Source organism: Sinorhizobium terangae (genome assembly GCF_009601505.1).
GTDB lineage: Bacteria > Pseudomonadota > Alphaproteobacteria > Rhizobiales > Rhizobiaceae > Sinorhizobium > Sinorhizobium terangae.
Genome location: NZ_WITC01000099.1, coordinates 1 through 15,357 on the forward strand (window position 1 = coordinate 1; position 15,357 = coordinate 15,357).

The window sequence follows — 15,357 nt, forward strand, 5'->3', positions numbered from 1 at the left end:
TTGTCGCCACCGCCGCCATTGTCGTCAGGAGGAGGAGGGCTGCTGCCGCCGCCACCGCCGGTGCCGCCGCTACCGCCAGTGCCACCGCTGCCCGTGCCACCGCCTTTGGGCGGTCTGGCATCACTGCGCTCGCCGCCGGTCGAGGCACCCTTTATGGTTGCAGTCGACAGGGGAGGGCACATTTTGATCTGTGCAGGTGTGAGGATCTTGGAGCGGTTGAGCGCTACGCAGCAGGCGGCGAAGTTATCTTCAGTCAGCGGGCTGCATTGGTTTGCAGTCATACGCTGTCGCTGTACTGCGTTCGCGTCTGTCGTGAGAACTACCGATGTTATTGATGCTGTCGAGAGGATAAAGAAAATATTTAATACGGACTTGTTTAACTTACACATTACACAACTCCAACAAATAAATATTTGAAATAAGTAGTAAATAATTCGCGTAAAGCGCAGGAGGGTCAAGTTACGAATTATTAGTAGTACCGCCACAACATCGCCCAATTTCGGGCTAATCAACCTTGAGTTAATCCCCTTTGGTTATGCGTTGTTGGACTCGGGAGCGTTACGCCCGCCGTTGGAGGTCATTTTCATGAAATGTTTCATCGCGCTGACCGCATCTTTGTTGCTGTTCGCCATCCCGCAGGTGGCCGATGCTGGCACGACGATGAGGACCGGCGGCAAGGCCTTCGCGCCACCGGCTTTCGCCTCGTTCTGCACGCGCGAGCCGCGCCTGTGTAGTACCGTCGGCGGAAGCAAGCTGGTCGTTCTGCACCCGGAAAAGGCGAGCGAGCTGCAGCAGGTCAACCGCGCGGTCAATGCGCGCATCAGAGAGCGAAGCGATCTGGCAAACGTCGGCCGGGACGACGATTGGCGCGTGCCCACGGCCTATGGCGACTGCGAGGACTTCGCCATCCTGAAGAAGCGGGAATTGCTCAAGCGCGGCTGGCCCGCCTCGGCGCTGCTCCTGACGGTTGCCCGTTATCGGGGTGAGGGGCACACGGTGCTGACCGTGCGCACCAGCGAGGGCGACCTCGTGCTCGACAACATGACCAATTCGGTGCGCGACTGGTCGAGGACCCCTTATGATTATTTCGCCCGCCAGTCCCAATCGAACGGCCGACGCTGGGAATTGATCGCCGGCGCGCAGCGGATCTGAGCCCCACAGCGCCGCGCGTCTTCTGAGACGCGCTAAAGTTGCTGTAGTACTTTGAATTGCTGCATGAATTTGTCCTCAAATCGATTCCGATTTGAGGAATCATGCAGTAGCCGCTGTTAGGCGGCCCCGACCGTGCAGATGCGGGCGCAACCGCCAGCGGCAGCGCATCCTTCCAGGCATGCGACTTCAATACGTCGGAGTCGCGTCTTCCCGCGGCTATCTTCGTACGGCGACGACCTGTCTTCGACTGAACTGCGACAGTTGAACGCGCCCCGACTGGTTGCCGCCAATCAGTTGTGCGGTCGACTTGGATAGGGCGGAGAGGATCCCGACATGGTATCCGCGGCCGGTGCGCACGACGATGACGTCGCCAGGACGCGCAAAGGCGAGGCGCACGGGTGCGCCGAAGTGCAGCCAGGAACTTGCGAAACTATAGGCTTTGGGTGGCTCTCGGCCGGCCCTCCGGGCAACCATGCCCATAAAATGGCCGCACCATGGCGTGCGGGCGGGATTTATGCCGAGGGCGGCGCGCAGCCGCCTGTTGTTCTTGACTTCATGCAGTCCGGTAAATTGCTGAGCCTGGGCCAACATGCTGGCGGTAGCCGTATCCGGCATTGTGCAGGCGACATATATTGCGGCGAGAAACGCTAGAACCCTCATGGCTTGAGTCTCCTTGCCATTTTTCGGTGTGCGTTCGCTGCTTTAGAGCCATCCGCCTCTGTGCGGAGCCGCTGAAAGCGAGTAAAGTGCTTTGGAATCAAAGCACTAGAACGCCATTGCGCGCTCGCACGAACGCGCAATAATCCACCCTCGGGCTCGGCCGAGCCGAGTCCGCTTCTGTTTTGTTCTCTATCCAGCGCGCAGAACGGTGGCGTCCCCGTATTGCGTCGAACGCTGCAACACGGCCCCAACAGGCGGGCGAACCGAGAGGTTCGGGCCCAACTCTAACGAAACAAAAATTCGGTATTCCCCTGCCATCCGCTGGATAGCGAGCGGACTTTGCCGGCTGCGTAAAGCAAAATTGTGGCAATGGCTCTATTCGCGCCATTTCTCCGCGTCACAAGCCCCGGAGGACCCTCCACAGGCGGCCACAGGTGGATCTATCCAGGATTGTTCCGGTCTGTTCCGATACCCGGATATGGTTAGTTCCTTCGGGTTGTTCGGGGCGTCGCGATGGAAGGCGCTAAGGTGAAACGGGCGGCCGTCCTCGCGGGTGGCCTCTTCCGGATTAATCCGCGCTCAGAGCCACCGCTGGCTGGAGGCGGGAGGCGTTGCGGGCCGGCAGGAAGCCGAAGAGCAGGCCCGTGAGGAACGAGCAGGCGAATGCAAGCGCCACGGGCCCGATGGTGAAGCTTACCGGCATGCCGAAGGTCTTGGCGAGGGCCCCGGTGCCCAATCCGGCAGCGACGCCGATCGCTCCGCCGATCGCCGAAACGACCAGCGCCTCGACGATGAACTGCACGAGGATGTCGCGCTCGCGCGCGCCAGTCGCCATGCGCACGCCGATTTCGCGCGTCCGCTCGCTGACGCTGACCAGCATGATGTTCATGACGCCGATGCCGCCGACGAGGAGCGAAATCGCCGCGACCGACCCGAGGAAGAGCTTCATCGTGTTCGACGTCTCGGTGAAGGCCTCGCGCACCGACGACATGTTGGTGATCTGGGTGTCTTCCCTCTTGTGCCGCTCGTTGAGCAGCGCCTGGATGCGATCCTGCGTCAGGTCGATGGCGGAAGAGTCCTTCACCTCGACGGTGATCGTGCGGATGTTGCGCTGGCCGAAGATGCGCATGCTGCCGGTCGTCAGCGGCACGAGGACGACGTCGTCCTGGTCGTTGCCGCCGGCGCTGGCGCCTTTTTCGCTCATCACGCCGATCACCTGGAAGGGGATCTTGTTGACGAGCACATACTGGCCGATCGGGTCGGAACCGTCCGCAAACAGCGTCTTCACCACGGTCTCGCCGAGGACGGCGACGGGAGCGTAGCCTTCCATGTCGTCGCGGTTGATGAACTCGCCGCGGCCGACGCTCCAGGATTTCGCCGCCGTGAACTGGGGCACCGTGCCGTTCGCCGTCGTCTGGTAGTCGACATTGCCACGCCTCAGCGTCACCGTGCTTGTCATTTCCGGCACGGCGAAGGCGACGTTCGGCAGCTCCTGGATCGCGTCGGCATCGGCCGGCACGAGCGTGACGTTGCTTCCACCGGCGCTGCCGCGGAAGTTGGCCATGCTCGGGCGGACGAGGAGGAGATCCGAGCCCATCGAAGAGATACGGTTCAAGACGGAGTCCTGCGCGCCGGTGCCGATCGCGAGCATCGCCACCACCGAGCCGACGCCGATGACGATGCCGAGCAGCGTTAGAATTGTGCGGAAGAGATTGGCGCGCAAAGCCCGCATCGCCATCTTCACCGCCTCGGAGACATCGGCGATCGCGGCAAAGCCTTCGCGGGTGCGCTCGGCGAGTCCCAATGCGCCCTCCGGATTGCTGCGCCCCTTCTTCGTCCGGTCGGCGATGATGCGGCCGTCGTGAATTTCGATCAGCCGGTCGGCCTGTTCGGCGACCTCGCGCGAATGGGTGATGACGATGACGGTGTGGCCGTCCTCGTTCATTTCGCGCAAGAGCGCCATCACCTCGTCGCCGCTCTGGCTGTCGAGCGCGCCGGTGGGCTCATCGGCGAGGATGACGCGCCCGCCGTTCATCAGCGCCCGGGCGATCGACACGCGCTGCTGCTGGCCGCCGGAAAGCTGGCTCGGCCGGTGGTCGAGTCGCTCGCCGAGCTTCAGCGATTTCAAAAGCTCCTCGGCGCGGTCGTGCCGGTCGCGCGCAGGCATGCCGGCATAGACCGCCGGCACCTCGACATTCTCCCTGGCGCTCGCCGTCGGGATCAGGTTGTAGGCCTGGAAGACGAAGCCGAAGGTGCGGCGGCGCAGCGCCGCAAGCTCATCGCCGTCGAAGCCGGAGACCCTTTCGCCATCGATCAGGTATTCGCCCGACGTCGGCTGGTCGAGACAGCCGAGAATGTTCATCAGCGTCGACTTGCCGGAGCCGGACTGGCCGATGATCGCGACGAATTCGCCGGCCTCGATGTCGAGCGAGATATCGTGCAGCACCTCGACGGCGAGATCGCCGTTGAAATAGGTCTTGCTGACGTCCCTGAGCGAGAGAAGCGTGGTCATCTGCTTGCTCAGAACATCGGCGGCATGCGTATGCCGCGCGAACGGTTGTTGCGTGCGCTGTCGCCTGTCGAGGCGGACGCCGCATCGACCACGATACGATCGCCTTCCTCCAGCCCGCTGACGATCTCGGCGCTGACGCGGTTGCGGATGCCGACCTCGACGGCGCGGGCCTCGGTCGCGCCCGAGGGCGTGACAACCGTAACCTGCGCCTTGCCGTCGCCGTTCGCATGGATCGCCGCGCTCGGCACGACAAGCACGTCCTTGGCCGCAGCCTCGACGAAGAACACCTGCGCGCTCATCGACATCATCAGTTCGCCGGTCGGGTTGGGCACGTCGAAGAGGGCGTAGTAGAGAACGACGTTGTTTTCCGTGTCGGGCATCGGCTGAATCTGCCGCAATTTGCCGGTGAAGCGTTTGCCGGGCTGGCCGAGCAGGGTGAAATAGGCGTCCATGCCGATTTTCAGCTTGCCGACATCGGCCTCGGAGACCTGAGCCTTCACCGTCATCGTCGAGAGATCGGCGATCGTGACGATCGTCGGAGTCGTCTGGTTGGCGTTCAGGGTCTGGCCTTCCTTGGCCGGGTTGGCGACGATCGTGCCGGCCATTGGCGCATAGATCTTGGTGTAGCCAAGATCGACCTTGTCCCCGGCAAGCGTCGCCTTCTGCTTGCGGATCTGAGCAGAGATGGCGTCGACGTCGGCGGCGGCGGCCGCATGGTCGGCAACCGCCTGGTCAAGCGTCGATTGCGAGACGCTGTTGGTCGCGACCAGATTGCGCTGGCGCTCGATGTTTGCCTGTTTCAGCACGAGCTGCGCCTTCTTCGAGACGAGCTGTGCCTCCAGATTGGCGAGTTCCGCCTGGTCGATCTCGATCCGGTTCTCGATGGTGGCTGGGTCGATTTCGGCGACGAGCTGGTTCTGTTCGACCTTGTCGCCGATCTCCACGTGGAGCGATTTCAGCTGGCCGGAAACCTGTGCGCCGGCGTCGACGGAATCGATCGCGTCGAGGGTGCCGACGGCGGTGACGCAGTCCTCGATGTCGCCGCGCGCGACGACCTGAGTGATCATCGCGGTGGCAGGCTCGGCCCCGTATTGGCTCCAGGCATAATAGCCGGCGCCAAGCACGGCGAGGAGAACGGGCGCGGCGATCCAGAGGCGCGAGCGGCGTTTCCGGCGAACCGGCGGCGCGGCTGCCGGGATGACACGCACATTGGCGGGCGCGGGCTTGAGCGCCGTCGCCTCGTCCCTGATCGTCTTCGCTGCCCTGCTCATGGCCTCACCGCTTCGCTGGCGTTCATTGCTTCTCAAGATAGAGATGAACGAGATCGGCGAAAAGCATTGAGATCATTATATTTTTGTAATGTGTGCGAGGCGCCGGCGGATATCCGGCGCCCGAAACATCATCTTCACCAACAGCTTAGGCTGCGTCGTCTTTCCGGGCGGTGAGCGTGGCGACGTCGGTGACGCAGGCATGGCGGTCGGCGAGTGCGGCAAGTTCCGCGATATGCAATTCACCCGCTGTTACGGCGCCGGCCGGATAGGGCAGGTCGCGGGTGGCGCAGGCATCGGCCGCGATGGTGATCTCGTAACCGAAATCGAGCGCGGCACGCGCCGTCGAGGACACGCAGTTGTGGGTCATAAAGCCGGCGATCACGACCTTCGTGCCGGCGTCGCCGACGAGATCCGCAAGGCCGGTGCCGGAGAAGGCGTTCGGGCGCGGCTTTTCGAAGATCGCTTCGGCGGGGAGCGGTTTCAGTGCATCGACGAAGGCGCCCCGTTCGGCGGCACGATCGAAGGGACCGCCGGCAGCGCCCTTGTGGGCAACATGGATGATCTTCGCGCCAGCCTGCCGCGCGGCGGCAAGGAGGATGCCGGCGCGCTCGACGGCGGCTTCCGCGTCGACGAGCGTCAGCGGTCCGGAAAGATACTCGTTCTGATAGTCGATGAGGATCAACGTGGCTTCACCAAGCGCCGGTGGCATGGGCTGGCGGCCGGCGAGGGAGAAGAGGGTGAAGGGCGAGGTCGTCATGGCGGGCTCCATTGCCTGTTTAGATGCTTCACCCTATGCTCCGCGAAAACGCCGAGGAAGTCGAAATATTCAGAGGTGAACCTGCATGATTGCAGAGAGCTGGGCTGATCTCGAACTGCTCGACCATATCGTCCGGGGCGGGACGCTGAGTGCCGCTGGGCGCACCCTCGAGGTCGACCAGACGACCATTGCACGCCGCCTCGCGGCGCTGGAGCGGCGGATCGGGGCGGCGCTGTTCGACCGCATCGGGGGGCGGCTCACGCCGACGCCGGTGCTTGCCACGGTGCTCGATCGGCTGCGGACGATTTCGGAGGAGGCGTCGCTGTCGATGGCAGCGCTGAAGCGGGCGACGGCGGAGCTTCACGGCCACGTGCGCGTGACGAGCGTCAGCTTCGTTCTCGGCCGCATCATTGCGCCGGCGCTGGGCGACCTCGAACGCAGCCATCCCGGCATCACCCTCGATCTCGTGGCTGACGACCAGGCACTGAGCTTCGAGCGCCGGGAGGCCGACATCGCCGTGCGCCTCGGCCGCACCGGCGAGGACACGACGCGGATCAAGCGCATCGGCGCGATCCGTTTCCGGCTCTGTCGTCCCGCCGGCCTTCCGTCGGGCGAGCACCCGGTCGTGCGCTACCGCGATGCGCTGGCGCATGTGCCTGAAATGCTGGCGCTCGACCGGGCGAGGCCGAGGGCACGCGTGGTGCTCTCCGCCGACAAGCTGGAGATCCTGGCCGAGGCGGCGCTTGCGCTCGGTGCCGAGGTGATGCTGCCGGAACTCTCCGCCCGGCGCGATCCGCGCTTCGAGATCGTCGACGAAGCGACGGCCGTGGCCGACCGCCCGGCCTATCTGATGATCCATCCCGAAAGGGCGCGCGTACCGAGCGTCGAAGCGGTCGCCGCCTTTGTGGAGGCGGCGCTGCGCGGGTGGAGGTAGCTGGCCGCGCCACACCTCCTCCCTGCCGGGACCAGTCACGGTGCGTCTGCAACAGTGCCCACATGCGAAGGCGGACGAAAATTCACCACGCCGGTCAAAATCGCCTTGACGCCTTTTCGCCACCGCATTAGAAACTTGCGAACCGTACCGTACGGTACTGACGGAGCGATGGCGAAGTGCAGGACGTCTTGGAGAGCAGGGGGGCAAATGCCGCAAGCGGCCTGACCGAGCGGCAGGGCGCCGTGCTCGAACAGGCGCTGAGACTGCTCGTCGACGGTGGCGAGAAGGCGCTGACGACGGCGGGCATCGCGCGGGCCGCCAATTGCTCCAAGGAAAGTCTCTATAAGTGGTTCGGCGATCGCGACGGGCTGCTTTCGGCGATGATCAGCTACCAGGCGAGCAAGGTCAGGACACTCGACGTTTCCGCCGGGGCACTCGATGTGGAGGGCCTGCGCCGGCATCTCGTCGCCTTTGCCAGGGACCTCCTCGACGTGCTCGCCGGCGACGTCTCGCTGGCGCTGAATCGCTTGGCGATCGGCCAGGCGAGCCGCGAGGGATCGAAGCTCGGGCATATGTTGCAGGAGCGCGGCCGCCGCCAGATCGGCCGGCGCGCCGGCGCGCTGCTCGAGGCTGGCCGCAAGGCAGGGCTTCTCGCCTTCGACGATGCCGAGGAGGCCTATGGTGCGCTTTACGGCCTCGTCGTTTCCGACTGGCATTTGCGGATGCTGCTTGGCGAGGAGCCGAGCGAGATGAAGAAGGGTTTCAGCCGCAGGGCGGAGCGGGCGGTCGACGCCTTTCTTACGCTCTACGGCAAGAAAGGGTAGCGGCGGGTCTCAAACGGACGCATAAGCCTTTGCGAAGATCAAGGGATCTTCCGGGTCGTGCGTTTGGGCCAGCCAGTGGAACAACAGACCAGCAAAGGGAAGGAAAATTCGATGCGCGTCTATTACGATCGTGATGCCGATCTCAACCTGATCAAGTCCAAGAAGGTCGCCATCGTCGGCTATGGCAGCCAAGGTCGCGCCCATGCGCTGAACCTCAAGGATTCCGGCGCCAAGGAAATCCGCATCGCGCTGAAGCCGGGCTCGGCAACGGCAGCGAAGGTCGAGGCCGACGGCCTTCAAGTTCTCTCGGTCGCGGAAGCGGCCAAGTGGGCGGACCTCATCATGATGGCGACGCCAGACGAACTGCAGGCCGACATCTACAAGGGTGAGATCGCCGACAACATCCGCGACGGTGCGGCGATCGCCTTCGCCCACGGCCTCAACGTCCATTTCGGTCTGATCGAGCCGAAGGCCTCGGTCGACGTCGTCATGATCGCCCCGAAGGGCCCGGGCCATACGGTTCGCGGCGAATACCAGAAGGGCGGCGGCGTTCCCTGCCTCGTTGCCGTTCACCAGAACGCTTCCGGCAACGCGCTTGATCTCGCTCTCTCCTACGCCTGCGGTGTCGGCGGCGGCCGCTCGGGCATCATCGAAACCAACTTCAAGGAAGAGTGCGAAACCGACCTCTTCGGCGAACAGGTCGTTCTCTGCGGCGGTCTGGTCGAACTCATCCGCGCCGGTTTCGAAACGCTGGTCGAAGCCGGCTATGCTCCGGAAATGGCCTATTTCGAGTGCCTGCACGAAGTGAAGCTGATCGTCGACCTGATCTACGAAGGCGGCATCGCCAACATGAACTACTCGATCTCCAACACCGCCGAGTGGGGCGAATACGTCACCGGCCCGCGCATCATCACCGAAGAAACCAAGGCCGAGATGAAACGCGTCCTCAAGGACATCCAGACCGGCAAGTTCACCTCGGAATGGATGCAGGAGTACCGCTCGGGTGCGGCCCGCTTCAAGGGCATCCGCCGCGTCAACGACGCTCACCAGATCGAGGAAGTCGGCGCGAAGCTGCGCGGCATGATGCCCTGGATCGGCAAGAACAAGCTGGTCGACAAGGCAAAGAACTAAGCGAGCGCGCATGACCCCGGAAATCGCATCGATTTCCGGAAAGGGTTATGCGCCGTTTTCAAGTGTGCCGCGTCCCTGTGCAGATGCGCAGCTCGGCACGCCTTATCTCCGAAGAGGCGAAAGGAAGCCGGGCGTTTTGCCTCGGCCTCCTTTCTCGACGACCGTTCTTGATCGATTCCAATAGATTAAACGGGCTGTGAGCGGAAAACCGCTCGCACCTCTCGTCACGCTCCGAGAATTGAATTGGCCGTACTCGCGGAACAAGCTCGCCCATGATCCGTTTTTCTGCTTGCCAAGAGCATTCCGACTGCAACTTGGTCGAACCATAGAGCCTCCGTGTGCCGATTGCATACGTCAGGTTGGTGCGACGGCAACTCATGCGCGGAGCCCTCATGGAAGACTTCCTGCTGTTTGCGGTAGTCGGGTTTCTGGCCCAGTTGGTCGATGGAGCTCTTGGGATGGCCTATGGGGTGATCTCTTCAACAGTGCTCCTCGCCTTTGGGGTGCCCCCCGCGCAAGCATCAGCTTCAGCGCATGCCGCGGAATTGTTCACCACCGCCGCTTCCGGTTCGGCTCACCTTTATCATCGCAACGTCGACTGGAAGCTGTTTCGGCGACTGATACCCTTTGGCGTTGGCGGGGGTATGCTCGGCACTTTTGTCCTTACCTCGTTTGAGGGAGATCAGGTCAAGCCATTCGTCACAGCCTATCTCGCAGTCATTGGGAGCTGGCTGTTGTTGCGGTCGTTTCGTCGTATCCCCACCAACCCCGTGAAGCTGAGAATTGTGGCGCCGCTGGGCGCAGTCGCCGGATTTCTAGATGCGGCGGGCGGTGGCGGCTGGGGCCCTGTCGCCACCACCGGTCTACTTGGCGCCGGTGGACAGCCGCGATACGTAATCGGGACGGTCAATGCGACCGAATTCCTGATCGCACTTTCAGTTTCGTTGAGCTTCCTCGCCACGATTGTAACCGGCCATTGGGAGCAAGCCGGCGAAACCCGCAATTACTTCACATCTGTCAGCGGACTGATCACCGGGGGCGTTCTTGCGGCGCCTCTTGCAGGATGGGTTGTCAAGGCATTGCCAGAAAATGCGCTCCTGCGGCTCGTCGGCTCCCTGATCACGCTTTTGGCCGGCTACCAGACGCTCGAGCTAACCGGATGGCTCTAAAAGCGCGAGGGAGCACCGGCCTCCACGGAGCCCGGCGCTTCCTTGCGCTTGCCGGACGCTACATCGGCTCGTTGCCCTTCATAGCTTTGGACATATGCGTCTTGCACTTTTCCATGTCCTTCGCGTTCATGGCCTCTTTGGCCATGGCGAGTTCCTTTTTGGCATAATCCTTCTTCATTGCATCGGTGATTTGGCCGACGTCGGTTTCGAGCTTTGTCATCGCCGCCTGATCGCACTTGATATCTGCCTGGGCAAAGACGGGCGATGCAACAGCCGTGAGCATGGCAGCCGCAACCAACACTTTGTTCAACATGGTGGAACCTCCGATGTTCTCAATTGCACTTCGCGTGCAATAGGTGGAGTTCCAACCATCGTCCTCGACTTCGGTTCCATCCAGACGCGCCTAAGTGCCGCGATGCGCGCTCGAGATGCAACGAGGAAGCGGTTCGGGCTCGCAAACCCTTGATAGGAGGCTCAATCGCGATAGAAATTGCGCGGCCATTTGTGTGCGCGCAGTTTCTCGCGCTGACCGGCGGGAAGGCCGCGTCCATCGCCGATCGCACAATTGCGTTCTACATTGCGGACCGAGCGCATGCCGGGGATGACGGTCGATACGGCCGGATGGCTGAGCACGAAGCGGAGCGCCGTCTCGGCGAGCGCGTCGGGGGCGATTGCCAGGTCCTCGACGATTTTTTGCGCGCGTTCCTCGACTTCGCGCTTGCGGTCGCCGCGGAAATAGTTGGCCCTGAAGTCTCCCTCCGGGAAGGCCGAGTTGGCGCGGAGTTGTCCTGTCAGGCCGCCCTCGTCGAGCGCGACGCGGACGATCACGCCGACATTGTGGCGCTTGCAGGCCGGGAACAGCTTTTCCTCGGGCGTCTGCTCGAAGATGTTGTAGATCACCTGCACGCTGTCGACGACGCCGCTTTCGATGAGGGCGAGGGCGTTTGCCGGCTCGTAATCGTTGATCGACACGCCGAAGAAGCGGATCTTGCCGTCCCGTTTCAGCCGCTCGACAGCCTCGAGCCAGTCGCCGCGGCCGACCCACTCGTCCGACCAGACGTGAAACTGCTGTACGTCGATGGTGTCGACGCCGAGGTTCCTGAGGCTGGTCTCGGTGCAGGCGACGACGTGGTCGGCGGGAAAGCCGTCCTCGACCGGTGTGCCGGGACGGGCCGGCCATATCCTGTTTTTCGGCGGGATCTTGGTTGCGACGTAGATCGTCTCGGAGCGTTCCTTGAGCAGCCTGCCGACCAGCCTTTCGCTGTGGCCCTCGCCATAGCCGAGCGCCGTGTCGATGAAGGTGAGGCCGAGGTCGATCGCCCGGTTGAGCGCGCGAGCCGATTCCTCGTCGTCCGCACCCCTCCAGCCGCTGTTGCCGATGCCCCAGGCACCATAACCGATTTCGGAAACGCTGAGGCCGGTACGGCCGAGTGTTCTGTAGTGCATGGCTTTTCTCGCAGGTGGGATTGAACGGGTCGATCCGGAACGATCGTTTGCAGGTCGCCTTCTACCTAGGTTTCGGGCAAGGGAAGTCAAACGCGACCGGCGGCAACAAGGCCTGTTTGTGGGGCAGGGGCTAGTTCCTGTCGACCGGCTTCGAGCGCATGCGCGACACGGTTTCGCGCTCGGCGCGCTTGCAGCGCATTGGCGGCAGGCCGCGGTCCATCAGGTCCATGTCCTCGAGCACCATGTCTCCCATGCGTTTGAAGGCGATATCTAGCGCGCCGGCGCGGTGGGCCGAGCGCAGGAAGCCGGGAAGCGCGCGCACGGGATGATCGAGGCTCAGTGGTTCCTCCGGAAAGACATCGCTGGCCGCGACGATGTGCTTGCTGCGGACCGCCTCCATCAGCGCCTCGAAATCCACGACGCCAGCCCGGCTGAGCAGGATGAAGGCAGCACCTTTGCGCATCTTCGCGAAGGCGTCGGCGCCGAGAAAACCCTGGTTCTCGCTGGTGACCGAGGCGACGACGAAAACGAAGTCGCTCCCGGACAGAACCTCATCCAGGGAGCCCGGCTCCACGCCGTGCTCGATCAGCATCGACGGCGGCAGCCAGGGGTCGAAAACCCGTGTATGGGTGCGGAAGCCCGAAAGCAGGCGGTTGAGCGCCTTGCCGAGGTCGCCGAAGCCGATGATGCCGACGTCGGCGCCGGAGATGAGTCGAGCCGTGCGGTTGCCGTCACCGCCCCACAATTCCTTGCCTTCGCGGAAGGCTAGATCCGCATCGACGATATCGCGCGCAAGGTTGATCGCCAAGGCAAGACCAAGCTCCGCCACGGGCTCGGCAAAGACCGCGCCGGTCGTCACCACATGGATGCCGCGCTCGAACAGCGTCTCGTAGGGCATGTTGTTGATCAGGTTGGTCTCGACATTGAAGACGCAGCGCAGCGACTGCATCCTGGCCAGCAGCGCATCCGAAATCGGCGGCTGGCCGATGATGTAGCGGGCGTCGGCCAGGATATCGTTGTGCAATCCTGCAATACCGCTGTCGGTTGTCTCGACGATCCGGTAGCCGGCGCGAAGCCGGGCGAGTGCGGGCGGGTTGAAAATGAGGTCGAGTGTACGCGGTTCCGGCGCGCTGATCACCAGCGGCAGCGAATTGTCGGACATGGCTTCTTCCTCCCGGTCGGCTCCTTCCGATGCATTCGGTACATGTACCGCTGACGCTCAGGTTGTACGCCGAATGAAACGATTTACAATACGAAAAAATCGATTTATCGCTTGTTGTGCGACACTCGGCAGACTGCTTGCTCTCGGGAGGAGAGGATGGTTCATCGGGAAGCGCATGCGCGGCGGCCGTCGATCCATGACGTGGCGAACAGCGCCGGCGTCTCTGCCGCGACGGTGTCGAAAGTCCTGCAAGGTGTCGCGACGGTGAAGCCCGAGAACGTCCAGCGCGTGTTCGACGCGGTGGAACTGCTCGGCTATCGCGTCGATCCGCTCGCCTCGGACCTGAGGCGGGCCAAACGCCGGATCATCGGCGCGATCGTTCCGGAATTCGAAAGCGAATTCTTCGGCTCCATGATCACACAGCTCGAACGGCTGGCCGAGCAGCGCGGCTATGCGCTGGTCGCCGCGTCGAGTCGGGAGTCGGAGGCGCGCGAAAAGGAAATCCTCGCCCGCATGCATGATTGGCGCGTCTCCGGCGTGGTGCTGGCGCCGGTGCGCAACGAGCACGGACCGGCGGCGGGCTTCATGAAGAAGAACGGCATGACCGGTGTGCTGATCGACCGGGTGCTTGCGGACGATGCCTTCGATACCGTTTCGGCCGACAGTGTTTCGGCGAGCGCCGCGGTGGCGCGCGAGCTGGTCGAGAGAGGCCATCGCCATATTCTCGTGCTCGGTCTCGGCGAACAGGCGGCGACGGTGCGCGCCCGGCTGGAGAGTTTTCGCGAGCGCGCGCTGCAGCTCGCCCCGGACACACGCGTCGACGTGATCCTTTCGGAAAGCGATGTCGAGCCGCTGCGGTCTTCGCTCCGAGACTATTTCGCCAAGGGCGAGCGGCCGACCGCCGTCTATTCGCTGTTCCTGAGGGGCACGCTGGTGGCGCTCAGCGAATTCCGACGGCGGGGATGGCACTGCCCGAACGACATTTCGCTTGTCGGCTTCGACGATGCCGAGTGGATGCAGGTAACATGGCCGGCGATCGCCGCGGTCGTTCAGCCCGTCAGGCAGATCGCCATCGAGGCCATGGACGTGCTGTTTCGCCGGATCGGCGGGGAAGGGGGGCCGCCCATGGCGCGGCTCGAACCATGCAAGGTCTTGATGCGGGAATCCGTTGGGTCGCCAGGTAGCGGACCGCATTCCGGGGGAGGAAAACGACAATGACCCCGATTGTCGAAGACGGAAGGCAAGCGCCGGATCTGGCTGAAACTCACGGTGCGTGACATCAACTGGAGGAAACGATGCAACCATTTGTCGCAAAGATAAATCGATTTACTTTGGCGTTGGGCGTTGCAATGGCCTTCGCCGCGCCCGCTATCGCCGAAGATGGCGAATATGGCGTCCTGATGAAAACGCTCGCCAATCCGTTCTGGGGCGCCATGAGCCAGGGGGTCGAAGACGGCGCCAAGGAAGCCGGCGTGAAGTATTTCCTGCAGGCCGCCGAGAGCGACCAGGCGGCCGAACCGCAGCTCAACCTCTGCAACACGATGCTGGAGCGCAAGCCGGTGGCGATGATCACTGCGGCCATCAACTCGACAAACCTCTTGCCGTGCCTCAAGGCGGCGCAGGACGCCGGAATCAAGGTCGTCGATCTCGACGGCAATCTCGACCAGGCCGTGCTCGACAAGGAGGGCATAAAGATCACCTTCCGCATCGGCTCGGACAATGTCGCGGCGGGCGCGCAGGGCGCCGAATATTTGGTTGAGAAGCTCGGCAAGGACGCCAAGGGTCCGGTGCTGGTGATCGAGGGCCTGTCGGGCAACGTTACCGGGCAGAGGCGCGCGCAAGGATTTGCGGCACGGCTGAAGGAATTGGCGCCCGGCCTCGAGGTCGTCGCCTCGCTGCCCGGCGACTGGGACCGCGGCAAGGCGGCCTCGATCACCAACGACATCCTGACCCGCAACCCGGACCTCGTCGGCATCTTCGCCGCCAATGACGGCATGGCGCTTGGTGCGGTCGAGGCTGTCTATGCCGCCGGCAAGGGCGACCAGGTGACGATCATCGGCGTCGACGGCAATTCCGACGCGGTGAAGTCGATCAAGGACGGCAGGCTCAACGCCTCGGTCGCCCAGCTTCCCTATCTCGTCGGAAAACAGGCGGTCGAAAACGTCAAGAAGGCGATCGCCGGCGAAAGCGTCACGGCGGACATCGCGGTGCCGACGCTGGTGCTGACCAAGGACGTGCTCGACGCCGGCAAGGAGCCGATGCTTCAATACGTCAAGTGATCTTTGCCGAACCCGGCTGGCGCGCCATCCCGCGCCAGCCGGACTTTCAACGTGTTACAT

14 protein-coding genes and 1 pseudogene are annotated in these 15,357 nt (G+C 63.2%); 7 read left to right on the plus strand and 8 right to left on the minus strand.

Annotation, left to right across the window (positions count from 1 at the left end):
- Positions 1-389 (minus strand): annotated as a pseudogene (locus GHK62_RS34455) (hypothetical protein); the annotation flags it as partial.
- A 196-nt stretch (positions 390-585) separates the two neighbouring features.
- On the opposite strand from GHK62_RS34455, the gene GHK62_RS22955 reads away from it, so the two are divergent.
- Positions 586-1,152 carry a transglutaminase-like cysteine peptidase gene (locus GHK62_RS22955; protein ID WP_153441363.1) on the plus strand — a complete coding sequence of 189 codons (567 nt, stop codon included), beginning with the start codon at positions 586-588 and terminating at the stop codon, positions 1,150-1,152.
- A gap of 216 nt (positions 1,153-1,368) precedes the next feature.
- On the opposite strand, the gene GHK62_RS22960 is transcribed toward GHK62_RS22955, so the two are convergent.
- The 4 genes from GHK62_RS22960 to GHK62_RS22975 all read right to left on the minus strand — a co-directional run bounded on the left by GHK62_RS22960 (position 1,369) and on the right by GHK62_RS22975 (position 6,352).
- Positions 1,369-1,812, minus strand: a complete 444-nt coding sequence (locus GHK62_RS22960) for a TIGR02594 family protein (protein WP_153441364.1) — start codon at positions 1,810-1,812, stop codon at positions 1,369-1,371.
- A 568-nt stretch (positions 1,813-2,380) separates the two neighbouring features.
- Complete coding sequence (locus GHK62_RS22965) at positions 2,381-4,324, minus strand: MacB family efflux pump subunit (protein ID WP_153441365.1); 1,944 nt, start codon at positions 4,322-4,324, stop codon at positions 2,381-2,383.
- Between the two features lie 8 nt (positions 4,325-4,332).
- Entirely contained in the window at positions 4,333-5,595 is a 1,263-nt protein-coding gene (gene macA / locus GHK62_RS22970) for a macrolide transporter subunit MacA (RefSeq protein ID WP_153441366.1), read from the minus strand.
- Between the two features lie 145 nt (positions 5,596-5,740).
- Positions 5,741-6,352: a cysteine hydrolase family protein gene (locus GHK62_RS22975; protein WP_153441367.1), complete on the minus strand. Its 612-nt coding sequence runs from the start codon at positions 6,350-6,352 to the stop codon at positions 5,741-5,743.
- Between the two features lie 85 nt (positions 6,353-6,437).
- On the opposite strand from GHK62_RS22975, the gene GHK62_RS22980 reads away from it, so the two are divergent.
- The 4 genes from GHK62_RS22980 to GHK62_RS22995 all read left to right on the plus strand — a co-directional run bounded on the left by GHK62_RS22980 (position 6,438) and on the right by GHK62_RS22995 (position 10,410).
- The gene (locus GHK62_RS22980; RefSeq protein ID WP_153441368.1) at positions 6,438-7,286 is read left to right on the plus strand and encodes a LysR family transcriptional regulator; all 849 of its coding nucleotides are present in this window, start codon (positions 6,438-6,440) and stop codon (positions 7,284-7,286) included.
- A 176-nt stretch (positions 7,287-7,462) separates the two neighbouring features.
- Positions 7,463-8,110: a TetR/AcrR family transcriptional regulator gene (locus GHK62_RS22985; RefSeq protein ID WP_184108551.1), complete on the plus strand. Its 648-nt coding sequence runs from the start codon at positions 7,463-7,465 to the stop codon at positions 8,108-8,110.
- A 75-nt stretch (positions 8,111-8,185) separates the two neighbouring features.
- Positions 8,186-9,241, plus strand: coding sequence for a ketol-acid reductoisomerase (gene ilvC, locus GHK62_RS22990; protein ID WP_225170529.1), 1,056 nt, complete (start codon positions 8,186-8,188; stop codon positions 9,239-9,241).
- Between the two features lie 392 nt (positions 9,242-9,633).
- On the plus strand, positions 9,634-10,410 hold the full coding sequence (locus tag GHK62_RS22995) for a sulfite exporter TauE/SafE family protein (protein WP_153441369.1): 777 nt from the start codon (positions 9,634-9,636) through the stop codon (positions 10,408-10,410).
- Positions 10,411-10,468: 58 nt separating this feature from the next.
- On the opposite strand, the gene GHK62_RS23000 is transcribed toward GHK62_RS22995, so the two are convergent.
- The 3 genes from GHK62_RS23000 to GHK62_RS23010 all read right to left on the minus strand — a co-directional run bounded on the left by GHK62_RS23000 (position 10,469) and on the right by GHK62_RS23010 (position 13,018).
- Positions 10,469-10,723 carry a hypothetical protein gene (locus tag GHK62_RS23000; RefSeq protein ID WP_153441370.1) on the minus strand — a complete coding sequence of 85 codons (255 nt, stop codon included), beginning with the start codon at positions 10,721-10,723 and terminating at the stop codon, positions 10,469-10,471.
- A 161-nt stretch (positions 10,724-10,884) separates the two neighbouring features.
- Positions 10,885-11,856, minus strand: coding sequence for an aldo/keto reductase (locus GHK62_RS23005; protein ID WP_153441371.1), 972 nt, complete (start codon positions 11,854-11,856; stop codon positions 10,885-10,887).
- A gap of 130 nt (positions 11,857-11,986) precedes the next feature.
- The gene (locus tag GHK62_RS23010; RefSeq protein WP_153441372.1) at positions 11,987-13,018 is read right to left on the minus strand and encodes a hydroxyacid dehydrogenase; all 1,032 of its coding nucleotides are present in this window, start codon (positions 13,016-13,018) and stop codon (positions 11,987-11,989) included.
- A 156-nt stretch (positions 13,019-13,174) separates the two neighbouring features.
- Between GHK62_RS23010 and GHK62_RS23015 the strand changes: the two genes are divergently transcribed.
- Both GHK62_RS23015 and GHK62_RS23020 read left to right on the plus strand, forming a co-directional pair.
- Positions 13,175-14,236 (plus strand): LacI family DNA-binding transcriptional regulator, encoded by a 1,062-nt coding sequence (locus GHK62_RS23015; RefSeq protein WP_153441373.1) that lies wholly within the window; start codon positions 13,175-13,177, stop codon positions 14,234-14,236.
- 77 nt (positions 14,237-14,313) lie between these two features.
- Complete coding sequence (locus GHK62_RS23020) at positions 14,314-15,297, plus strand: sugar ABC transporter substrate-binding protein (RefSeq protein ID WP_153441374.1); 984 nt, start codon at positions 14,314-14,316, stop codon at positions 15,295-15,297.
- Positions 15,298-15,357 lie beyond the last annotated feature (60 nt).

What these genes read in the sequence shown, in the direction of transcription:
- GHK62_RS22955 (WP_153441363.1), top strand. Translation starts at nt 586, where the DNA reads ATGAAATGTTTCATCGCGCTGACCGCATCTTTGTTGCTGTTCGCCATC.
- GHK62_RS22960 (WP_153441364.1), bottom strand. Translation starts at nt 1,812, where the DNA reads ATGAGGGTTCTAGCGTTTCTCGCCGCAATATATGTCGCCTGCACAATG.
- GHK62_RS22965 (WP_153441365.1), bottom strand. Translation starts at nt 4,324, where the DNA reads ATGACCACGCTTCTCTCGCTCAGGGACGTCAGCAAGACCTATTTCAAC.
- macA (WP_153441366.1), bottom strand. Translation starts at nt 5,595, where the DNA reads ATGAGCAGGGCAGCGAAGACGATCAGGGACGAGGCGACGGCGCTCAAG.
- GHK62_RS22975 (WP_153441367.1), bottom strand. Translation starts at nt 6,352, where the DNA reads ATGACGACCTCGCCCTTCACCCTCTTCTCCCTCGCCGGCCGCCAGCCC.
- GHK62_RS22980 (WP_153441368.1), top strand. Translation starts at nt 6,438, where the DNA reads ATGATTGCAGAGAGCTGGGCTGATCTCGAACTGCTCGACCATATCGTC.
- GHK62_RS22995 (WP_153441369.1), top strand. Translation starts at nt 9,634, where the DNA reads ATGGAAGACTTCCTGCTGTTTGCGGTAGTCGGGTTTCTGGCCCAGTTG.
- GHK62_RS23000 (WP_153441370.1), bottom strand. Translation starts at nt 10,723, where the DNA reads ATGTTGAACAAAGTGTTGGTTGCGGCTGCCATGCTCACGGCTGTTGCA.
- GHK62_RS23005 (WP_153441371.1), bottom strand. Translation starts at nt 11,856, where the DNA reads ATGCACTACAGAACACTCGGCCGTACCGGCCTCAGCGTTTCCGAAATC.
- GHK62_RS23010 (WP_153441372.1), bottom strand. Translation starts at nt 13,018, where the DNA reads ATGTCCGACAATTCGCTGCCGCTGGTGATCAGCGCGCCGGAACCGCGT.
- GHK62_RS23015 (WP_153441373.1), top strand. Translation starts at nt 13,175, where the DNA reads ATGGTTCATCGGGAAGCGCATGCGCGGCGGCCGTCGATCCATGACGTG.
- GHK62_RS23020 (WP_153441374.1), top strand. Translation starts at nt 14,314, where the DNA reads ATGCAACCATTTGTCGCAAAGATAAATCGATTTACTTTGGCGTTGGGC.